This window comes from Streptomyces sp. NPDC096013, assembly GCF_044763565.1.
In the GTDB taxonomy this organism is placed as follows: domain Bacteria; phylum Actinomycetota; class Actinomycetes; order Streptomycetales; family Streptomycetaceae; genus Streptomyces.
Window position 1 is genome coordinate 1,661,378 of record NZ_JBIWGK010000001.1, and the last position, 21,383, is coordinate 1,682,760.

Annotated in this window: 16 protein-coding genes and 1 riboswitch; of the genes, 8 read left to right on the forward strand and 8 right to left on the reverse strand. The window is 71.0% G+C overall.

The window, feature by feature from the left end; translation table 11 throughout:
• Window positions 1-66 precede the first annotated feature (66 nt).
• A complete protein-coding gene (locus ACIRB1_RS06990; RefSeq protein ID WP_403464802.1) occupies window positions 67-2,922 on the reverse strand; it encodes a GNAT family N-acetyltransferase in 2,856 nt (951 codons plus the stop codon).
• Between the two features lie 189 nt (window positions 2,923-3,111).
• Here ACIRB1_RS06990 and ACIRB1_RS06995 point away from each other — a divergent pair, with 189 nt between their 5' ends.
• The gene (locus tag ACIRB1_RS06995; protein ID WP_013000229.1) at window positions 3,112-3,393 is read left to right on the forward strand and encodes an HPr family phosphocarrier protein; all 282 of its coding nucleotides are present in this window, start codon (window positions 3,112-3,114) and stop codon (window positions 3,391-3,393) included.
• A gap of 161 nt (window positions 3,394-3,554) precedes the next feature.
• Here the strand turns inward: ACIRB1_RS06995 and ACIRB1_RS07000 are convergent, their stop codons facing one another.
• The 4 genes from ACIRB1_RS07000 to ACIRB1_RS07015 form a co-directional block, all read right to left on the reverse strand.
• Complete coding sequence (locus ACIRB1_RS07000; RefSeq protein WP_403464803.1) at window positions 3,555-4,259, reverse strand: GntR family transcriptional regulator; 705 nt, start codon at window positions 4,257-4,259, stop codon at window positions 3,555-3,557.
• Window positions 4,260-4,447: 188 nt separating this feature from the next.
• Entirely contained in the window at window positions 4,448-5,203 is a 756-nt protein-coding gene (locus ACIRB1_RS07005; protein ID WP_403464804.1) for a M23 family metallopeptidase, read from the reverse strand.
• Window positions 5,204-5,216: 13 nt separating this feature from the next.
• Window positions 5,217-5,368, reverse strand: a riboswitch (cyclic di-AMP (ydaO/yuaA leader).
• Window positions 5,369-5,582: 214 nt separating this feature from the next.
• Complete coding sequence (locus tag ACIRB1_RS07010) at window positions 5,583-6,971, reverse strand: M16 family metallopeptidase (protein ID WP_403464805.1); 1,389 nt, start codon at window positions 6,969-6,971, stop codon at window positions 5,583-5,585.
• The gene (locus ACIRB1_RS07015; RefSeq protein WP_403464806.1) at window positions 6,968-8,323 is read right to left on the reverse strand and encodes a M16 family metallopeptidase; all 1,356 of its coding nucleotides are present in this window, start codon (window positions 8,321-8,323) and stop codon (window positions 6,968-6,970) included. The genes ACIRB1_RS07010 and ACIRB1_RS07015 overlap by 4 nt, the downstream gene beginning before the upstream one ends.
• A 327-nt stretch (window positions 8,324-8,650) precedes the next feature.
• On the opposite strand from ACIRB1_RS07015, the gene ACIRB1_RS07020 reads away from it, so the two are divergent.
• Window positions 8,651-11,107: a DNA topoisomerase (ATP-hydrolyzing) subunit A gene (locus ACIRB1_RS07020; protein ID WP_403464807.1), complete on the forward strand. Its 2,457-nt coding sequence runs from the start codon at window positions 8,651-8,653 to the stop codon at window positions 11,105-11,107.
• 19 nt (window positions 11,108-11,126) lie between these two features.
• Here ACIRB1_RS07020 and ACIRB1_RS07025 read toward each other — a convergent pair whose 3' ends face one another.
• Window positions 11,127-12,215 carry a CobW family GTP-binding protein gene (locus ACIRB1_RS07025; protein ID WP_403464916.1) on the reverse strand — a complete coding sequence of 363 codons (1,089 nt, stop codon included), beginning with the start codon at window positions 12,213-12,215 and terminating at the stop codon, window positions 11,127-11,129.
• Window positions 12,216-13,058: 843 nt separating this feature from the next.
• Between ACIRB1_RS07025 and ACIRB1_RS07030 the strand changes: the two genes are divergently transcribed.
• Together ACIRB1_RS07030 and ACIRB1_RS07035 are read left to right on the forward strand one after the other, a co-directional pair.
• Window positions 13,059-13,625, forward strand: coding sequence for a DUF6082 family protein (locus tag ACIRB1_RS07030; protein WP_403464808.1), 567 nt, complete (start codon window positions 13,059-13,061; stop codon window positions 13,623-13,625).
• Between the two features lie 148 nt (window positions 13,626-13,773).
• A complete protein-coding gene (locus ACIRB1_RS07035) occupies window positions 13,774-14,010 on the forward strand; it encodes a hypothetical protein (protein ID WP_403464809.1) in 237 nt (78 codons plus the stop codon).
• A 181-nt stretch (window positions 14,011-14,191) separates the two neighbouring features.
• On the opposite strand, the gene ACIRB1_RS07040 is transcribed toward ACIRB1_RS07035, so the two are convergent.
• A complete protein-coding gene (locus tag ACIRB1_RS07040) occupies window positions 14,192-15,355 on the reverse strand; it encodes a citrate synthase (protein WP_403464810.1) in 1,164 nt (387 codons plus the stop codon).
• Between the two features lie 108 nt (window positions 15,356-15,463).
• Here ACIRB1_RS07040 and ACIRB1_RS07045 point away from each other — a divergent pair, with 108 nt between their 5' ends.
• The 4 genes from ACIRB1_RS07045 (at window position 15,464) to ACIRB1_RS07060 (ending at window position 20,197) form a co-directional block, all read left to right on the forward strand.
• A complete protein-coding gene (locus ACIRB1_RS07045) occupies window positions 15,464-16,720 on the forward strand; it encodes a citrate/2-methylcitrate synthase (protein WP_403464811.1) in 1,257 nt (418 codons plus the stop codon).
• A gap of 54 nt (window positions 16,721-16,774) precedes the next feature.
• Window positions 16,775-17,713 (forward strand): sucrase ferredoxin, encoded by a 939-nt coding sequence (locus tag ACIRB1_RS07050; protein ID WP_403464812.1) that lies wholly within the window; start codon window positions 16,775-16,777, stop codon window positions 17,711-17,713.
• A 136-nt stretch (window positions 17,714-17,849) separates the two neighbouring features.
• Window positions 17,850-19,520: an ATP-binding protein gene (locus ACIRB1_RS07055; protein WP_403464813.1), complete on the forward strand. Its 1,671-nt coding sequence runs from the start codon at window positions 17,850-17,852 to the stop codon at window positions 19,518-19,520.
• Window positions 19,517-20,197, forward strand: a complete 681-nt coding sequence (locus tag ACIRB1_RS07060) for a response regulator (protein WP_352185313.1) — start codon at window positions 19,517-19,519, stop codon at window positions 20,195-20,197. The genes ACIRB1_RS07055 and ACIRB1_RS07060 overlap by 4 nt, the downstream gene beginning before the upstream one ends.
• 70 nt (window positions 20,198-20,267) lie before the next feature.
• On the opposite strand, the gene ACIRB1_RS07065 is transcribed toward ACIRB1_RS07060, so the two are convergent.
• Complete coding sequence (locus ACIRB1_RS07065) at window positions 20,268-21,329, reverse strand: ABC transporter substrate-binding protein (protein ID WP_403464814.1); 1,062 nt, start codon at window positions 21,327-21,329, stop codon at window positions 20,268-20,270.
• Between the last annotated feature and the right edge of the window lie 54 nt (window positions 21,330-21,383).

The window sequence follows — 21,383 nt, forward strand, 5'->3', positions numbered from 1 at the left end:
TCATCTCTCCTGTCGCACGGCTGTGCCCAGTGCGCGGAAGGCGTCCGGGGGTGCCTGCCGTGTCTCTCAGTACACGGGAAGCGTGCGCGGGCCGAGGTCGTCGCGGACCGGGGGCGGGGCCAGCCGGACGGAGGCGCCCAGCACGCTCAGGCCGTGCGCGGCGACGACGACCGGTTCCAGGGTCACGGCGACGACCTCGGGGTGGTCGTCGACCAGCCGCGACACCCGGAGCATCAGCTCCTCCAGGGCAGGCGTGTCGACCGGTGTGGAGCCGCGCCAGCCGAACAGGAGCGGTGCCGTCCGGATCGACCGGACCAGCGAGGCGGCCTCCCGGTCCGTGACCGGGATCAGCCGGTGCGCGGTGTCCCCGAGCAGCTGCGAGGCGGCCCCGGCGAGCCCGAACGACAGCACGGCCCCGGCCGCCGGGTCGATGACGGCCCGTACGACGGTGTCGACCCCGCGCGGCGCCATCCGCTGCACCACCGGCCGCAGCTCCTCGGGCGTCCCGAACAGTTCACCCAACTCGGCGTACGCCCGCCGCAGTTGGTCCTCGTCCGCGAGATCCAGCCGTACGCCGCCCAGGTCGGCGCGGTGGCGCAGGTGCGGGGCGGTGGCCTTGAGGGCGACCGGGTAGCCGAGGGTGCGGGCGGCCTCGGCGGCGGCGTCCGGGGTGGGCGCGGGGAGCGCGCGGTGGACGTCGACGCCGTACTTCCCGAGCAGGTCGCAGGTGTCGTCGACGCCGAGGGTGAGGCCCTGCCCGCGCGCGAGGAGCCTGCCGATCAGCCCGGCGGCGCCCTTCTCGTCGATGTCCTCGAACTCGGGGACCCGGCCGGGGTCGACGGCCTCGCGCCGCCACTGGGCGTACTTCACGGCTTCGGAGAGGGCGCGGACGGCGCGCTCGGCGGCGGGGAAGGCGGGGATGAGACCGCCGCCCCCGGGGGCGGGTATCCCGGTGACGGGCTGCTCCGGTTCCGCGGTGTCCGGTCGCGGGGCTCCCTCCGCGGGGCGGTGCCGGTCGGAGCCGGCCGCTGTGCCGGGTGTCCTGGAGGCGACCTGGGGTGCCGTGCTCATCGCGGCGGACAACGCCTCGGCCAGGCCTCCGAGTTCCACGTGCACCACCAGCACCGGCTTCCCGGGAACGGCCGCCGCCGCTGAGCGCAGTGCCTCCGCCAGTGCCGCGTCCTCGGCCGGCCCCTCCCCCACCGCGGGTATCGCCGTCACCACCACGGCGTCGCACGCCTCCTCGGCCAACGCCTCCGACAGGGCCCGATGGAAGTCCCCGGCCGTCGCGGCCGTCGTCAGGTCCAGCGGGGCGAGCGGCCGCAACCCCTCGGAGAGGCACGCGTCGTACGTCAGCAGTCCCAGGGACTCGGAGTTCCCGACGATCGCCACGCGCGGGCCGCCGGGCAGCGGCTGCCGTGCCAGGAGCAGCCCGGTGTCCACCAGTTCGGTGATCGTCTCGACGCGGATCACCCCGGCCTGGCGGAGCAGTGCGGACACCGTGGCGTGCGGCAGGCGGGTCGCCCGTACGGCGTGACCCTGGGGGGCGGAGCCGGCGCCCTGGACGACGACCAGCGGTTTCGCCGCCGCGGTGCGCCGGGCGAGGCGGGTGAACTTGCGGGGGTTGCCGATGGACTCCAGGTACATGAGGGCGACGTCGGTGTCGGGGTCGTCGAACCAGTACTGGAGGACGTCGTTTCCGGAGACGTCCGCGCGGTTGCCCGACGACACGAACGTGGAGACGCCCGTGACCCCGGTGACCCCGCCGCCGCGCCGGTGCAGCCGGGACAGCAGGGCGATGCCGATGGCACCGGACTGGGCGAACAGGCCGATGCGTCCGGGGCGCGGCATCTCGGGGGCGAGGGAGGCGTTCAGGCGTACGTCGGCCGCGGTGTTGATGACCCCGAAGGCGTTCGGTCCGATGATGCGCATGCCGTACGTGCGCGCGTGGCGCACGAGTTCACGCTGGCGCTCGCGTCCTTCGGGGCCGCTCTCGGCGTAACCGGCGGTGAGCACGACCAGCCCCTGCACCCCGTGTTCACCGCACTCGGCGACGACTTCGGGGACGTGCTCGACCGGTACGGCGACGACCGCGAGGTCCACGGGGCCCTCGATGTCGCGCACCGAGCGGTGGGCCGGTACCCCGTCGAGGTCCTTCTGCTCTTCGGGGAACGCCTTGTTCACGGCGTACAGGCCACCGGCGAAACCGGCGTCCCTGATGTTGTCGAGAACGCTGCGGCCCACCCCGCGGGGGGAGCGGCCGACACCGATGACCGCGACCGATCCGGGCACCAACAGCCGCCGTACGGAACGTGCTTCGGCGCGCTGCTCGCGTGCGCGCTGCACGGCGAGGGACCGGTCCGTGGGTTCGAGGTCGAACTCCAGGCGGACGACGCCGTCCTCGAAGCTTCGCTTCTGGGTGTAGCCGGCGTCCGTGAACACCTTGATCATCTTGTTGTTGGCGGGCAGCACCTCGGCGGCGAAGCGGCGGATGCCGCGCTCGCGGGCGACGGCCGCGATGTGCTCCAGGAGGGCGGACGCGACGCCCCTCCCCTGGTGCGCGTCCTGCACGAGGAAGGCGACCTCGGCCTCGTCGGCCGGTGCGGAGGCGGCTCGCCCGTCGGCACTAATGCGGTCATAGCGTACGGTGGCGATGAACTCGCCGCCGACGGTGGCCGCGAGTCCCACCCGGTCCACAAAGTCGTGGTGCGTGAAGCGGTGGACGTCCTTGGCGGACAGGCGGGGATACGGCGCGAAGAAGCGGTAGTACTTCGACTCGTCGGAGACCTGCTCGTAGAAGCTGACCAGGCGATCGGCGTCGTCGACGGTGATGGGCCTGATGCGCGCGGTACCCCCGTCGCGCAGCACCACGTCGGCTTCCCAGTGGGCGGGGTACTCGTGCCGGTCCGACGAGGTCTGCATGGGGCCCAGCGTACGGCTCGCGTCCGACAACGGCGCGAGGCAGTCTGTGGGGAACAACAGAGCGCGGGGAGTGGGGCCGAGGCCGCGGCCCGACACCCCGTTCCGGACGGTCCGGCGGACCGGTCCGGGCTCGCTTCACGTGTGGGAAACTGGTCTAGACAACCCTGAGACTCTGAAGGGCAGCATCACATGGCTGAGCGCCGCGTCAACGTCGGCTGGGCGGAGGGCCTTCACGCCCGCCCCGCCTCCATCTTCGTCCGGGCCACCACGGCCTCGGGTATCCCCGTGACGATCGCCAAGGCCGACGGCAACCCCGTCAACGCGGCCTCCATGCTCGCGGTCCTGGGCCTGGGCGCCCAGGGCGGCGAGGAGATCGTCCTCGCGTCGGACGCCGAGGGCGCGGACGCGGCCCTCGACCGCCTCGCGAAGCTGGTCGCGGAAGGCCTCGAGGAACTCCCCGAGACCGTCTGAGCACCACCCAATTGAGGGTTGCGGTGCATTTGCCCAAAACCCGATGCACCACAACCTCGAAGGGCTCGTCCGAATTACCGGGCGAGCCCTTCGCATTTCCATTTGTGGGCAGCATGAATAATCCCCCGCGAATTAGCTCCTCTTTGTATACGGTGCCCGTGTTAATGCCGCAGACCCGACATGTTTACGGGAGGTTGCGAAGTCCTCACACGGTCCGCGCCGTTCGCGGCGTTCGCCCCGCCGGGAAAGCGCAGCCGGTGCGCGGTGCCCGCGCGCTCGGTGTGCAGGGCGGTGATCGCCCGGGCGCGCTCGGCGTCGCCGCGGGCCACGGCGTCCACGATGGCGCCGTGCTCGGCCCAGGACTCCACGGGGTTGGCCGGGGCGTCCACCGCGTACATCCAGGCGATCTTGTGCCGCAGCTGGGTCAGCATCGAGGTCAGCGCGGGACTCCCGGAGGCCTGGGACAGCGTCTCGTGGAACCAGCTGCCCAGGGAGCGCAGATCCTCGCTGTTGCCCCGCCTGGCCCGCTCCTGGCCCAGCCTGACGAGGCCGCGCAGCACCTTGAGGTGGGCCTCGGTGCGCCGCTGCGCGGCCCGTGAGGCGCCGAGCGGCTCCAGCAGCATCCGCATCTCCAGCAGGTCGGCGGCCTCCTGCTCGGTCGGTTCCGCGACGCACGCGCCCGCGTGCCGCCGGGTCACCACGAACCCCTCGGCCTCCAGCGTGCGCAGGGCCTCCCGGACGGGGACGCGCGAGACCCCGTACCGGCGCGCGAGGAGTTCCTCCGTGAGCCGGCTGCCGCGCTCGTAGACACCGGCGACGATGTCGTCCCGGATCGCCGTGCATACCGAGTGCGCCGGAATACGCATGTCCGACCTCCGCCTTAATCCCCGTGAAACGTCGACGATTGACGTGTGTTCCGTGACTCTATTGCAATGAGCGGGAATTTCCGATGGGGGGCCGGAATCCATGCATATTTTTTGGACAGGAGGGCTCCGGAAACGCCGAAAGCCCCGGCCGGGCGGGCCAGGGCTTCGGGAAGTGCGGTGCTACGCCGTCAGACGTTCACGCCGTGCTTGCGGAGGTAGGCGACGGGGTCGACGTCCGAGCCGTACTCCGCGGTGGTGCGGGCCTCGAAGTGGAGGTGCGGTCCGGTGACGTTGCCGGTCGCCCCGGAGAGGCCGATCTGCCGGCCCGGGGTGACCGTCTGGCCGACGGAGACACCGATGGACGACAGGTGGCCGTACATGGTGTACATGCCGTCGGCCATCTTGATCACCACTTGATTGCCGTACGAGCCGCCCCAGCCGGCCTCGACGACGGTGCCGGAACCGACAGCGTGGACCGAGGTGCCGGTCGAGGCGTGGAAGTCGATGCCGGTGTGGGCGCCGGACGACCAGAGGGAACCGCCGGTCTTGTAGCCGGTGGAGACGTACGAGCCGGTGACCGGTGCGACGAAGGTGTTGAGCCTCTTGCGCTCGGCGGCACGGGCGGCGCGCTCCTTGGCCTCGTGCTCCGCCTTGGCCTGCGCGGCGGCCCTGGCCCGGGCCTCCTCCTTGGCCTGCGCCTCGGCGGCGGCCTGCCGCTGGGCGGCGGCCTGGGCGTCGATCTTCTCGGCCACGGAGTCGCCGATGGCGATGACGGGGGTGAGTCCGGTCTGTTCTGCGGCGGGCTCCGCGGCGAACGCCGGGGCGCTCGCGAGGGTGCCGATGACGCCGGTGGTGGTGAGGGCCGCGACGCTCGCGACACGAACGGTGGTGCGGTGGGTCCGGCTCGGGCGACGGTGCTTCCCGGTGGCGCGGGTGAACGCCATGGAGTGGCTGATCCTTTCCTTCCTTCTCGCCTACCGGGTTAGCTGACGGGTTCGGAGCAGGAAGGTCTCCTACGGACCCCCTCCACGGGCGTCCGATTCACCCCAGGGACGTGGGTCCCCGGCTCCCCTGGCTCGCGCCGTACGGGGACTCGGCGATGACTGTCCGGTGCCGCGAGTGCGGCGCGGTGCCTGACGGACAGCCGGACCGACGCTAAGGGGGGCCACTTTCAATCCCCAAACGGATCAAGGTTTTTGTTGCACATGCCACAGGGCAGACAGGCAACCTCTCCCCCAATTCGGACAATAGGGGGCCCTGGTGACTCTTCAGCCACCAGGGCCCCCACGCGCGCGTGCCGCTCATCGGCCCGCTACGGGTCGTCTACTCGGCCGGGACGACGGTCACTTCGCCGATGCCGAGCGCTTCCACGGGCGCCTTGATCTGCTCCGCGTCGCCGACCAGGATCGTCACCAGACGGTCCACCGGGAAGGCGTTCACGACCGCCGCGGTGGCCTCCACGGTGCCGGTCGCGGCGAGCTGCTGATACAGCGTCGCCTGGTAGTCGTCGGGCAGGTGCTGCTCGACCTGGTCGGCCAGCGTGCTCGCGACGGCCGCGGCGGTCTCGTACTTGAGCGGCGCCACCCCGACGAGGTTCTGCACGGCGACGTCACGCTCGGCGTCGGTGAGGCCGCCCTCGGCGAGCTTGCGCAGCACCGTCCACAGGTCGTCCAGCGCGGGACCGGTGTTCGGGGTGTCCACGGAGCCGCTGATGGCGAGCATCGCGGCGCCCGTGCCGTCGGGTGCCGAACGCAGCACCTGGCCGAACGCCCGCACACCGTAGGTGTAGCCCTTCTCCTCGCGCAGGACGCGGTCCAGGCGGGAGGTGAGGGTGCCGCCGAGGCAGTACGTGCCGAGCACCTGGGCCGGCCACACGCGGTCGTGCCGGTCGGCTCCGACACGGCCGATGAGCAGCTGCGTCTGGACGGCGCCGGGACGGTGCACGATCACGACCCGCCCGGTGTCGTCGGCGGTCACCGGCGGCACGGGACGCGGCTGCGCGGAGGAGCCCGTCCACGAACCCAGGGTGTCGGCGAGCAGCGCGTCCAGGTCGATGCCGGTGAGGTCGCCGACGACCACGGCGGTGGCCGTCGCGGGGCGGACGTGCCGCTCGTAGAAGGCGCGTACGGACGCCGAGTCGATCTTCTCGACGGTCTCCTCGGTGCCCTGGCGCGGACGCGACATGCGCGAGCTCGCCGGGAACAGCTCCTTGGAGAGCTCCTTGGCGGCGCGGCGCGAGGGGTTGGCCGTCTCGTGCGGGATCTCGTCGAGGCGGTTGCGGACCAGCCGCTCGATCTCGCTGTCCGCGAAGGCGGGCGCGCGCAGCGCGTCGGAGAGCAGGCCGAGCCCCTTGGCCAGGCGCGAGGCCGGGACCTCCAGGCTGAGGCGCAGCCCGGGGTGGTCGGCGTGCGCGTCGAGAGTGGCGCCGGAGCGCTCCAGCTCGGCGGCGAACTCCTCGGCGGAGTGCTTGTCGGTGCCCTCGGAGAAGGCGCGCGCGGTGATCGTGGCGACACCGTCCAGGCCGGCCGGCTCGGCGTCCAGGGGCGCGTCCAGGAGCACCTCCACGGCGACGACCTGCTGGCCGGGGCGGTGGCAGCGCAGGACCGTCAGGCCGTTGGCCAGCGTGCCGCGTTCGGGGGCCGGGAAGGCCCACGGCCTGGCCTCGCCGGCCTGGGGCTGGGGGTGGAATTCCATCGTGGCGAGCTCGGTCACTTGGCCGCCTCCTCGTTCTCGTCGCCGGCCTCTGCTTCGTCGTCCTCTTCCGCGACGGGCTCGTAGACGAGCACCGCGCGGTTGTCGGGGCGCAGGCGGGCCTTGGCGACCTCCTGGACCTCCTCCGCCGTCACGTCGAGGACGCGCTGTACGGCGGTCAGGGCGAGCTGCGGGTCGCCGAACAGGACGGCGTACCGGCACAGTTCGTCGGCGCGGCCCGCGACCGTGCCCAGCCGGTCGAGCCACTCGCGCTCCAACTGGGCCTGGGCGCGCTCCATTTCCTCAGCCGTGGGGCCCTCCTCGGCGAACCGGGCGAGCTCCTCGTCGATGGCGGCCTCGATGACGGGCACCTCGACGTCACCGGACGTCTTCACGTCGAGCCACCCCAGGGAGGGCGCTCCGGCCAGCCGCAGCAGTCCGAAGCCGGCCGCGACGGCCGTACGGTCGCGTCGGACAAGGCGGTTGTAGAGGAGCGAGGACTCGCCGCCGCCGAGGATGGTGAGGGCGAGGTCGGCCGCGTCGGACGCGCGCGTGCCGTCCTCCGGGAGGCGGTACGCGCACATCAGGGCGCGCGCCGGGACCTCCTCGACGACGACCTCGCGCAGCTCCCCGCCCATCGTGTCGGGCAGCGCGCCGTCACGGGGTGCGGGCTTGCCGTCGTGCGCGGCGATGGACCCGAAGTACTTCTCGATCCAGGCGAGCGTCTGCTCGGGGTCGATGTCGCCGACCACGGACAGGACCGCGTTGTTGGGCGCGTAGTAGGTGCGGAAGAACGCGCGCGCGTCCTCCAGGGTGGCCGCGTCCAGGTCCGCCATCGAGCCGATGGGCGTGTGGTGGTAGGGGTGGCCCTCCGGGTAGGCGAGGGCGGTCAGCTTTTCGAACGCGGTGCCGTAGGGCACATTGTCGTAGCGCTGGCGGCGTTCGTTCTTGACGACGTCCCGCTGGTTCTCCATGGACTCGTCGTCCAGGGCGGCCAGCAGGGAGCCCATGCGGTCGGCCTCCAGCCAGAGGGCGAGCTCCAACTGGTGGGCGGGCATGGTCTCGAAGTAGTTCGTGCGCTCGAAACTGGTGGTGCCGTTGAGCGAACCGCCCGCGCCCTGCACCAGTTCGAAGTGTCCGTTGCCCTTCACCTGTCCGGAGCCCTGGAACATCAGGTGCTCGAAGAGGTGAGCCAGGCCGGTCCGTCCCTTGACCTCGTGGCGGGAACCGACGTCGTACCAGAGGCACACCGCCGCGACCGGGGTCAGGTGGTCCTCGGAGAGCACCACGCGCAGACCGTTGGCCAAGCGGTGTTCGGTCGCTGTCAGGCCGCCGGAGCCTGCCTCGGCGGTGGCCGTGTGACCCATGGGCATGTACGTCCCTTCGATCGCGGATTCTCTGGCTGGAAACGCAGAAATCCTGCTCGTCCCGCCACTGTATGCAAGCGTGCGGACCGTCGGCGAAGTTCCCGGCGGACGTACGCCGAGAGCGAGATCGCGTAGCCTGCGGGCAGTCGCACACGTGGACTCACGCGGCAACCGCCCGCGACGGACCCGAGCGGGCGACGCCGGGTCCTGGTCCGCGTTGTCAGTGCCGCGGTCCACAATGGTTCACGTCAAGACCCCGTTCACGCTTCAGCAAGAGTAAGCCGAAGGGGAGCGACCCCCAGGCGAGCGACCAGAAAAGAGGAGCCGGCAGCGATGGCCCGCCGCAGCACGAAGACCCCGCCGCCCGACGACTCGTTCGAGGAGCGCATCCTCGACATCGACGTCGTCGACGAGATGCAGGGCTCCTACCTTGAGTACGCGTACTCGGTCATCTACTCCCGCGCCCTGCCGGACGCCCGGGACGGCCTGAAGCCGGTCCACCGACGCATCGTCTACCAGATGGACGAGATGGGCCTGCGCCCCGACCGCGGCTACGTGAAGTGCGCGCGTGTCGTCGGCGAGGTCATGGGCAAGCTGCACCCGCACGGAGACGCGTCGATCTACGACGCCCTCGTGCGCATGGCCCAGCCCTTCTCCATGCGCGTGCCCCTGGCCGACGGCCACGGCAACTTCGGCTCGCTGGGCAACGACGACCCGCCCGCCGCCATGCGGTACACCGAGTGCCGGCCGTCCGAGGCCGCGAACCTGATGACCGAGTCGATCGACGAGGACACGGTCGACTTCACCCCGAACTACGACGGCCAGGAGCAGGAGCCGGTGGCCCTGCCCGCCGCCTTCCCGAACCTCCTGGTGAACGGCTCGTCGGGCATCGCCGTCGGCATGGCCACCAACATGCCGCCGCACAACCTGGGCGAAGTCATCGCCGCAGCCCGGCATCTGATCCGCTATCCGAACGCGGACCTGGACAGCCTGATGCGTCACGTCCCCGGCCCCGACCTGCCCACGGGCGGCCGGATCGTCGGCCTCACCGGCATCCGGGACGCGTACGAGACGGGCCGCGGCACCTTCAAGATCCGCGCGACGGTCACCGTGGACAACGTCACGGCCCGCCGCAAGGGCCTGATCGTCACCGAACTGCCCTTCTCCGTGGGCCCCGAGAAGGTCATCGCCAAGATCAAGGACCTGGTCGGCGCGAAGAAGCTCCAGGGCATCGCCGACGTCAAGGACCTCACCGACCGCGCGCACGGCCTGCGCCTGGTCATCGAGATCAAGAACGGCTTCGTCCCGGAAGCGGTACTGGAGCAGCTCTACAAGCTGACGCCGATGGAGGAGTCCTTCGGCATCAACAACGTCGCTCTGGTCGACGGCCAGCCCCTCACTCTGGGCCTCAAGGAACTCCTGGAGGTCTACCTCGACCACCGCTTCGACGTCGTGCGGCGCCGTAGCGAGTTCCGCCGCACCAAGCGGCGCGACCGCCTCCACCTCGTGGAGGGTCTGCTCACCGCTCTCATCGACATCGATGAGGTCATCCGGATCATCCGCTCCAGCGACAACTCCGCACAGGCGAAGCAGAGCCTGATGGAGCGCTTCTCGCTGTCGGACATCCAGACCCAGTACATCCTGGACACCCCGCTCCGCCGCCTCACCCGGTTCGACCGGATCGAGCTGGAGTCGGAGATGGAGCGACTCCAGGCGGAGATCGCGGAGTTGACCCGCATCCTGGAGTCCGACGCCGAGCTGCGCAAGCTGGTCTCGGCCGAACTGGCCGCGGTGGCCAAGAAGTTCGGCACCGACCGGCGTACGGTCCTGCTGGAGTCGGCGGGCACCCCCGCCGCCACCGTGCCGCTCCAGGTGGCGGACGACCCCTGCCGGGTGCTGCTCTCCTCGACGGGCCTGCTGGCGCGCACGGCGAACGGCGAGCCCTTCCCGGAGGACGCCGACGCCCGGCGCGTCAAGCACGACGTGATCGTCTCGGCGGTCCCGGCAACCGCGCGCGGCGAGCTGGGCGCGGTCACCTCGGCCGGCCGCCTCCTGCGGATCAACGTCGTGGACCTGCCCCAGCTCCCGGACACGGCCGCCGCGCCGAACCTCTCCGGCGGCGCCCCGATCTCGGAGTTCGTCTCCCTGGACGAGGGCGAGACGGTCATCTGCCTGACGACCCTGGACGAGTCCTCCCCCGGCCTCTCCATCGGCACGGAACAGGGCGTCGTCAAGCGCGTGGTCCCCGACTACCCCACGAACAAGGAGGAGTTGGAGGTCATCACGCTCAAGGACGGCGACCGGATCGTCGGCGCGATCGAGCTGCGCACGGGTGAGGAGGACCTCGTCTTCATCACGGACGACGCCCAGCTCCTGCGCTACCAGGCCTCCCAGGTCCGCCCCCAGGGCCGCCCGGCCGGCGGCATGGCGGGCGTCAAGCTCACCGACGGCGCGAAGGTCATCTCCTTCACGGCGGTCGACCCGGCGGTGGACGCGGTCGTCTTCACGGTCGCGGGCTCGCGCGGCACGCTCGACGACTCCGTCCAGACGACGGCCAAGCTGACCCCGTTCGACCAGTACCCCCGCAAGGGCCGCGCCACCGGGGGCGTCCGCTGCCAGCGCTTCCTGAAGGGCGAGGACTGCCTCTCCCTGGCCTGGGCGGGCGCGGTACCGGCCAAGGCGGCCCAACGGGACGGCACCCCGGCGGAGCTCCCGGAGATGGACCCGCGCCGCGACGGCTCGGGCGTGTCACTGCCGAAGACGGTGTCGGTGGTGGCGGGGCCGGTGTAGCACGCCGGTGTAACACCGTTCAGTCGGCGAGACCGAGGTCGGACTCAGGTCCGGATTCGACCTCGACCTCGACCTCGAACTCGACCTCGAACTCGGCCTCCCGCTCCGGTTCTTGTACGTAACGGAGGACGCCCCACATGCCGCGCTCGTCGTCGGCAGGTGGGGCGTCGCCGTCCGCGCACGCCTCCAGCTCCTTGCCGAGGGCGGCCATGTCGAGACCGGTACCGATGAGCACGAGCTGGGTGAGCCGTATGTCCCCGTCGGCCCAGGGCTCGGGATAGAACCGCAGGAACCGTCCTACGGCGTGCACGGCGTACCGGTTGCGCGGATCGTGCGCGCCGAAGTCGACGTACCCCTTGATGCGGTAGAGCCCCTCGGGCCTGCTGTCGAGGAACGCCATCAGCCTGCGCGGGTCGACGGGCACGTCGGAGGCGTGGGAGAGGCTGTCGTAGGCGGTGTGCAGGTGGGCGGCGTGGTCGTGGTCCGGCTCATGGAGATCGTCGAAGGTCAGCTGTCCGACGCGCTCCTCGTTCGGGCGGCAGTCGAAGAGGAACTCCGGGTCGATACGGCCGTAGGTCGCGGGGACGACGGCGGCGCGGTCCGTGAGCGAGCGGACGAGGCCGAGGACGCGCGGGGCGTCGGCCACCCGGTCGAGCTTGTTGACGACGACGAGGTCGGCGAGGGAGAGATGCCGGTCGATCTCGGGGTGCTTCACGCGCGTGTCGTCGAACTCGGCCGCGTCGACGACCTCGACGAGCCCGCCGTAGACGATCCCCGGGTGCTCGCTGGCGAGCAGCATCCGCACCAGCTCCTCCGGTTCGGCGAGCCCGCTGGCCTCGATGACGATGACGTCGATCCCGGCGGAGGGCCGGGCGAGTCGCTCCAGATAGACGTCGAGTTCACTGGCGTCGACGGCACAGCACAGGCACCCGTTGCCGAGCGACACGGTCGAGTCACCGAGGGCCCCGGCCACGGCCAGCGCGTCGATCTCGATCGCCCCGAAGTCGTTGACGATCGCCCCGATACGGCTGCCTCCGCTGCGGTGCAGGAGGTGGTTGAGGAGGGTGGTCTTGCCGGAGCCGAGGAAGCCGGCCAGGACGATGACGATGACGGGGGTTTGGGGTGGGGGCGAGGCGGCGTTCGAGGTTGTGGGTGAGGGCGCGTTCGAGGGCGGGGGTGAGGCCGGGTTCGGAGACGGGGTCGGGTCCGGGCGGGGTGCTGATGCCGGGGGCGGGGCCGGGGCGGTATCGGGTGCGGAGACCGGGGGCACCGGCGGGGTCGCGTCCGGGCGGGGCGAGGAGTCCGGGTGGCCGGGCGGGGTGGAGTCTGGGCGAGGCGCGGACACCGGGTGCCCGGGCGGAGTGGACTCTGTGCGGGGCGCGGACACGGGGTGTCCGGGCGGGGTGGACTCTGCGCGAGGCGCGGACACCGGGTGCGGGCCGGGGCTTGGACGTGCGCCCTGGCTCGGGCTCGGCTCTGTGCTCGGGCCCGGCCCTGCGCTCTGGCTCGACCCAGGGTTTCGGCTCACGAACGGGCCCCGACTAGACCCCGGGCCCTGGCCCAGTCCTGCGTTCCGGTTCGGGCCGAGGCTTTGGCTCGGGCTTGCGCTCGGGCTCTGCTCGCTCAACGTGCGACCTCTTTCGCGCCGACGCGTGCACCGGCTCGTGATGCGGCACACGTACGGAGGTTGAATACCGCCCCAGGATAGGAGTCGGGAGAATCGCCGCGAAGTGAACGATTGTTAGCAGCGCCCGCGGGGCAGACGTTGGGGAAGGCGCCGGTTCGTGCGACCCTCGCTTCCCTCCGTGCGCCTCCTCTCCGCCTCCCCGCCGATCAGAGCCGCTCGGCACTCTGGGAGACGGCAAGCGCCGCCCATCGCTCGCCGGTCCCCGTCTTCACCAACCCGCACCCGACGGCCGGCGGATGGCCGCCTGATTCGGGGGTTGTTGACATGGCCACACGGAAGTATTCGGCGGGGAGGATCGGTTCCGCGGCGCTCAGCCTGCTGCTCGCCACCGCCACGATGACACTCGCGGCACGTCAGCGACGTCTGGAAGCGGCGCGCCTGGCCGAACAACGGCTGGAAGAACGGCGCCTGGAACTGGAGGAGTTGGCGATCCGGCGGAAGGCGCTGGCCCATCAGCAGCGCATGCACTGGGAGTTGCTGGCACGGGCCATCGACGATCCCTCGCTCGCCGCGGTGATAGACACCTACGACAAGAGCATCCCTGCCGAGAAGCGTCGGCAGTTCTTCTACGCCAACGCGTGGTACGTCCACCTCTTCCATCTCTACCGGGCCGGGATTCTCGACCGGGAGGAGCTGTACAGGCACTTGCGCGAGTTCTTCCAGAGTCCGCTCTTCCGGGAGTACTGGGAGGCGTCGCAGGCCCAGCGGGCGACCCTGAACGAGTCGTCGGAGGAGGCCGTGATCGGCCGCATCGTCGACGGCCTGGTCACGGACCTGGACGAAGCGGACACGGACGAGTGGTGGGTGGTCGGTACCCCGCCCACCGACTGACGTCGACCGCCAGGATCCGGTTGTCAACCCTTCGGCACCATGGACACAGCTGAGTGACTTTCTGCCATGTCGCCACGAACTCCTCACGCGTCACAGTATTTTGCTGATCACAACTGTGCCCACACCCTTTGTAAGGACCGGTACCCCTTTGAAGATCGTGCGCCGCATCGGTGTGCCCCCGAGTGCCCGTGGCAGCAACTCAGGAGCCAACTGCCCCGATGTGTTCGAACTCAGTGACGGCAATTTCGCCGTCATCGGCACCGAGGCAACCGAGAAGCTGGACGGTGAACTGCCCCCGGACGCCGCACGCGCCGACTACGAGCGCATCGTCATCGTGAGTCGGGAAACGCTGATTCGAGCCAAGGCAGACATCCCCGACGCCTGACAGCACCGCACGAGCACGCGTCCACCAAAGACCGTCCCGTCCCAACTCCGGCCGCACGCCACCGTGAGCGAGTCCGGCACCCGACATGCGAGCAGCCCGCAACCCCGTCGCTGCTCGATCACCACCCATGAGGCCTGGCGTCAGAACGGCACCAGGCCACACGCGTTCCCGGGGCTGGTCCTCAGCTCATGAGCGGCACCGCCACCGGCGCCTCCACCCCCACATACCGAGCCACCGGACGAATGATCTTCGGGTCCTCCGCCTGCTCCACGACGTTCGCGCCCCACCCCACCACCCGCGCCGCGGCGAACGTAGGAGTGAACATCTCCCGTGGCAGCCCGCAGAGTTCCATCACCAGCCCCGCGTAGAACTCGACGTTCGTGTGGAGTTCGCGGCCCGGCTTGAGCTCCGCGAGGATCGCCTCCACCTGTCGCTCGACCTCCACCGCGAACTCGACCCGCGGCCCGCCGAACTGCTGGGCGACCTCGCGCAGCATCCGCGAACGGGGGTCCTCCGTACGGTAGATGGCGTGGCCGAAACCCATGATGCGGTCGCCTGCGAGGACGCGTTCACGGATCCAGGGGTCGATGCGGTCCGGCGTGCCGATCGCGTCCAGGGTGTCCAGGGCCCGGCTGGGCGCACCCCCGTGCAGCGGACCCGAGAGCGCCCCTACGGCCCCCACCAGGCAGGCCGCCACATCCGCCCCGGTCGACGCGATGACCCGCGCGGTGAAGGTTGACGCGTTGAATCCGTGGTCAATGGTTGAGATCAAGTATTGCTCGATCGCCCTGGCCTGCTGCTTGTTCGGCTCCGAGCCCGTCAACATGTACAGGTAGTTGGCCGCGTAGGAGAGGTCCTCGCGCGGCTCCACGGGATCAAGTCCCTGCCCCAGCCGGTACAGCGCGGTCAGCAGTGTCGGTACGGCGGCGGACGCCACGAGGGTGTCCCGGCGGCGCGCGTCCGCGTCGATGTCGTACACCGGCCGGAAGCCCTTCGCGGCACCGAGCAGCGACAACGCCGTACGCATCCCGGACAGCGGTCCGGACGTGCCGCTCGCCGCCACCGCGGGCAGCGCGGCCCGCACCTCCTCGGGCAGCCGGCGCAGCGCGGCGGTCTCGGCGGCGAAGGCCGCGCTCCGGTCGGCGTCCGGCAGTTCGCCGTGGGCCAGGAGATGCCAGACGTCCTCGAAGCCGCGGGTCTGGGCGAGGTCCACGGCGGAGTACTGGCGGTAGTGGTAGAAGCCCTCGATGCCTCGGACGTCACCGATTCGGGTGTCGGTGACGACGACGCCCGCGAGTCCCCGCGGCACCTCGATACGCGTGGCTACGGCCCTGTTGCTGGACATGTTTCCTCCCTGGACTTGATTTCAATGTCCATGGTTGACTCAATCTCTGTCAATATTGATTGAATCAATATTCGCAAGGCATGTATGCGGATGGATACGGTGGCCTCCATGCGCGATCAAGAACCCGCTCCCGGTCACCCCGAGCGACGGCTGAGCACCAAGGAGACCGCCGAGCTGCTCGGCGTGAAGCCCGACACCGTGTACGCGTACGTGAGTCGCGGGCAGCTGAGCAGCAGGCGCGAGCCCGGCGGCCGGGGCAGCACCTTCGACGCCAAGGAAGTGGAGGCGCTCGCCCGGCGCAACAGACGGGAGAGCAGCGGGAGTTCGGGCTCCGGGGGTGAGCTGTCCGTACGGACCCGGATCACGCTCATCGAGAAGGACCGGTACTACTTCCGGGGCGTCGACGCGACCGAGCTGGCCGCCCGCCACTCCTACGAGGAGATCGCGGAGTGGCTGTGGACCGGGGAGCTGCGCCCCGGGATCATGTTCACCGCGCCCAAGGCGGCCGTCGCCGTCGCCCGACGTGCCGTGGACGCGCTGCCCGAACACGCCGGCCCCACCGACCGGTTGAGGGTCGCGGCCATCGCTGCGGCGACCGCGGACCCGCTGCGTTTCGACCTGTCCGAGGACGCCGTGCTCGGCACCGCGCGCATCCTCATCCCCACCCTCGTCGCGGCCCTGCCGCCGGTACGGCGCACCCATCGCGACGAGGGTCCCCTGGCCCATCGCCTGTGGGCCAGGCTGAGCGGCCGACCCGCTGATGATGCCTCACTGCGCGTTCTGGACACGGCACTTGGCCTCCTCGTCGACCACGATCTGGCCGCCTCGACGCTCGCGGTGCGCGTCGCCGCCTCGGCCCGCGCGCACGCCTACGCGGCCGTCTCCTCCGGCCTGGGCGTCCTCGAAGGGCCCCTGCACGGCGCCGCCAGCGGCCTGGCGCACCGGTTTCTGCTCGACGTGCTCGACCAGGGCACCGCGGCCCCGGTGGTCGCGAACGAACTGCGGTCCGGCCGCCGTATCCCCGGACTGGGCCACCGGCTCTACCCGGGTGAAGACCCACGCGCGCGTGCCCTGTTCGCGCTCCTGGAGGAGATCCCGGGGGCCGCGCCCGCCCTCGCCGCGGCCCGCGACATCGTCGCCACCACCGCCCGCCACACCCCGCTGCACGCCAACGTCGACCTCGCGCTCGCCGTGTTCACCGTCTCCTCCGGGATGCTCTCCACGGCGGGCGAGACGGTCTTCGCCGTCGCCCGTACGGCGGGCTGGATCGCGCACGCCCTGGAGGAGTACGGGGAGCGCCCGCTGCGGATGCGGCCCAGCGGTCACTACGTGGGCCCCAGACCGCCTCAACCACTACCGGAGTAGGACACGAGCACGGTCGGAAGTCGCCCTGAGCCAAGTCAGGTTAGGCTCACCTCTGTGAGTACGTGCGCGACCGACTCTCGGGACCTCGACGAGCCCATTTCCGGAACCGCGGCCACAGCGACGACGTGGCTGCTGCTGGAACAGCCCGGTCCTTGGGGTGCCAAAGCGCTCACTTCGAGCCACCTGGACCCCGTGGTGGGGCGTGCCCTGGAAGCGGCCGCCGCGGACACGGGCGTCCGGATCGCGCTCATCCGGCGCCCCGGGCGGCACGCGGAACTCGCGCCGTCACGGGTGCGCCAGGTGTACGCGGCCCACACCGTTCCCGGGAACGTATGGCTGCACAGCGCGACGACCACCGAGCCCGAGGAGCTGCTCGGCCTCGACTTCACGGCGCTCGGCGCGGGTGATCCCCGCTCGTTCGGCTCGGCGCTCGGCGGGCGGCCTCACACCGGTGATCCGCTCGCGCTCGTATGCACCAACGGCAAGCGCGACCGCTGCTGCGCGCTTCTGGGCCGCCCCCTCGCGGCGGAATTGGCCGCCTCCGGGGTTCAGGGCGCCTGGGAGGTCACCCATCTGGGCGGTCACCGCTTCTCGCCCACCGTGCTCGTCCTGCCGTACGGCTACGCGTACGGGCGGGTCCAGGCGCACGGCATCAAGGAGATCCTCCACGGGGTCCGGGAGGGCCGTGTGGTCGTCGAGGGCTGCCGGGGCGCTTCGGCCTGGGAGCGGCCCGGACAGGCGGCGGAGCTGGCCGTACGGACCGCGGCGGGCGAGTATGCGACGGACGCCCTGAGCGTCGTACGGACGGACGGTGCCGCGCCGCGCTGGGAGGTGACCGTGGCGCACGTCGACGGGCGCCACTGGCGGGTGATCGTCGCCCAGGGTGCCTCGCTTCCGCCCCGGCCGGAGAGCTGCGGGGCGGCGGTCCTGGGCTCACCGGCGCGGATGGACGTCGTGGCGGTGCGCGAACTGACGACGGCGCTGGCGGGCTGACCCGCACGGCAGCGGCCTCCTGGGGGCCCGCACAGGAAATCGCCCTCCTCTGAAGGCCGGTTTTCCCAAGAACTGGTCAAGAGATCCGCGCCACACCCCTGGGGCAGCCCCCGTCCCGGCACGTACGGTCAGGGGTATGAGCCCCACTCCCCCCGCACGCCGCCGTCGCCTCGGGCTGCCGCGGCGGGTGTTCTCGCAGGTGCTGCTGATGCAGCTGGCGATCGCCGCGGGAGTCGCGGTCCTGGCGACCGGGCTGTTCCTCGCGCCGCTGAGCAAGCAGCTGGACCAGGAGGCGATGAACCGCGCCCTGGCCATCGCCCAGACGACCGCGCAGCAGCCGCAGATCGTCAAGGAGATCCAGAACACCGCTCCGACCGCGGACGGACCCGTGCAGCGGGAGGCGGAGCGGATCCGGAAGGCCACCAAGGCCGAGTACGTGGTGGTGATGGACTGGCGGGGCATGCGGTGGTCGCACACGACGCCGGGCGAGATCGGCCGTTTCGTCTCGACCTCTCCCGGTCAGCCCCTGGCGGGCCAGGAGGTCAAGGAGATCGACAAGGGCACCCTGGGCCGCTCCGCGCGCGGCAAGGTGCCTCTCCGGGACACCGACGGCACGGTCGTCGGGGCGGTCTCGGTGGGCATCAAGTACGACGGCGTCCGCGCGCAGCTGATCAGCGCGATCCCGGGGCTGCTGGCGTACGCCGGGGGCGCGCTCGCGGTCGGCGCCCTGGCGGCCTGGCTGATCTCCCGGCGGGTCCAGCGGCAGACCCGGGACCTGGCCTTCTCGGACATCTCGGCGCTGCTCTCGGAGCGCGAGGCGATGCTGCACGGCATCAGGGAGGGCGTCGTCGCCCTGGACCGCACGGGCCGCATACGCCTCCTGAACGACGAGGCGGGGCGCCTGCTGGGCATCGGTGACGAGGCGGTCGGCCGCTCCCTGGACGAGGCGCTCGGCGAGGGACGGACGACCGACGTCCTGGCCGGCCGGGTCACCGGCACCGACCTGCTCGCCGTCCGGGGCCAGCGGGTCCTGGTCACCAACCGGATGCCCACCGACGACGGCGGCGCCGTCGCCACCCTGCGCGACCGCACCGAACTGGAGCAGCTCGGCCGGGAGTTGGACTCGACGCACGGCCTGATCGACGCCCTGCGCGCCCAGGACCATGAGCACGCCAACCGTATGCACACACTTCTGGGACTGCTCGAACTGGAGATGTACGACGACGCCGTGGACTTCGTCGGCGAGGTGGTCGGCGATCACCGGGCGACGGCCGAGCAGGTCACCGAGAAGATCCAGGACCCGCTGCTCGCCGCCCTGTTGGTGGGCAAGGCGACCGTCGCGGCCGAGCGGGGCGTCGCCCTGTGGATCTCCGACCGGACGTGGCTGCCGGACCGGCTGATCGACCCGCGCGGGCTGGTCACCGTCGTCGGCAACCTGGTGGACAACGCGCTCGACGCCGTGGCGGGCACACCGCACGCACGCGTGGAGGTCGAGCTGCGGACGGAGGGGCGTACAACCGTCCTCCGGGTGCGCGACACGGGGCCCGGAATCCCGGCGGAGCAACGGGAGCTGGTCTTCACCGAGGGATGGTCCACGAAGAAGCCTCCGGCGCACGGAAAGCGCGGGATCGGGCTCTCCTTGGTGCGCCGGCTCGCCGAACGACAGGGCGGCAGCGCGGTGGTGACGGAGGCGTTCGGGGGTGGCGCGGAGTTCGTGGTCGTCCTCCCCGAGGCACTGACCGAACCGGACCTCGCCCCCGCCCTCACCGCCCCCGGGGAGCCCGTTGCCGAGGAGGAGTCGCGATGATCGAGGTCCTGGTCGTGGACGACGACACCCGGGTCGCGCAGGTCAACGCGGCCTACGTGGAGAAGGTGCCGGGCTTCCATGTCGCGGCCGAGGCGCACACCGCGGCCGAGGCCCTGGACCGGCTGGAGGCGCTGCCCCGGCTTGATCTGGTCCTCCTGGACCACTATCTGCCCGACGAGACGGGTCTGGCGGTCGTCCAGGAGATGCGCAGGCGCGGTCACCAGACCGACGTGATCATGGTGACGGCCGCCCGGGACGTGACGACCGTGCAGGCGGCGATGCGCCACGGCGCCCTGCAGTACCTGGTCAAGCCGTTCGCGTTCGCGGGCCTGCGCGCCAAGCTGGAGGCGTACGCCGAACTGCGCCGCACCCTCGACGGCGGCGGCGAGGCCGAACAGGCCGAGGTGGACCGGATCTTCGGCGCCCTGTCCGCGCCCTCGGAGCCCGGTCTGCCCAAAGGGCACTCCCCCACCACGGCGGAACTCGTCCGCCAGTCCCTGATGCACGCCGAGGGCCCTCTGTCCGCCCAGGAGATCGCCGATCGCACGGGAGTGAGCCGGCAGACCGCCCAGCGCTATCTGAAGCTCCTGGAGCGCACCGGACGGGCCAGGCTGACGCTGAAATACGGCGACGCGGGCCGCCCGGAACACCGTTACGTGTGGGCGACCCGCGCCTGAGGGCACGGCCTGTGGGGGTGAGGGAAGGAGCCGTACCCGCCCTCCTTCACGGATGCCGACCGCGCGGCCGTCAGCCTGTCGCGTTCTTCACGAACTCAGTCGTGTAGGTCTTGTCGAGGTCCACGTCGGCGTTCTTGATGGTGGGGTTGAACGCCTTGAGCACCTTCTCGACGGTCTCCGGGCCGTTCGCCGGCATCACGCCGTCCTTGGTGAACATCGGCAGCGTGCTCTTGATCGCGGACGCGTAGAGGACCTTGTTGCCCTGGGAGTAGTCGGCGGGCATCTTGTCGGCAATCTCCGTCGCGCTGTGGGTGGACATCCACTTGAGCGTCTTGACGAATGCGTTGACCATCTTCTGCACCGTTGATTTGTGGCCGTTCACCCAGTCCGTCTGCATGTACAGACTTGACGAGGGATACGGTCCACCCAGCGCCGCCTGCGAGCCCTCGGGCGTACGCATGTCGACGAGGATCTTGCCGGCCTTCTTGTCGAGGATCGTCGCGACGGTCGGGTCGGTCGTCATCCCCGCGTCGATGGAGCCCTGTTGGAGCGCCGCGACGAAGGTCGGTCCCGCGCCCACGGCGACCGGGGTGAACTCGCTGACGTTGACGCCGTTCTTGACGGCGAGGTACTTGGTGAGGAAGTCGGTGGAGGAGCCGAGGCCCGTCACGCCGAGCTTCTTGCCCTTGAAGTCCTTGGCGGACGTGACCTTCCCCGCCGCCTTCGTGGAGACGACCTCCACCTCGCCGGGCGCCTGCGAGAACTGCACCACGGACTCGACCGACTTGCCCTTCACCTGGAGGTCGAGCGTGTGGTCGTAGAAGCCGACCGCTCCTTGGACCTGCCCGGAGACGAGCGCGGTCTCGGCCTGGACGCCGGCCGGTTCGCTCAGCAGTTCCACGTCGAGGCCCTCGGCGTCGAAGTAGCCGAGCCGCTGGGTGAGCATCGCGGGCAGGTAGATGACCTTGTCCAGGCCGCCGACCATGATCTTGACCTTCTCGCCCTTGCCGTCGCCCTTGGCGCCGGAGCCGGTGGAGGCGGTGCCGGCCGCGTCGTTGGCGCAGGCGGTGAGGGAGGAGAGGGCGAGCAGGCCCGAGGCGGCCAGGGCGGCGTATCTGACGGTTGTGCGCATGGCGGTTCACGTCCTTGTGAGGGTGCGGTGCGGGGGGGGGAGAGAAGAGGCGTC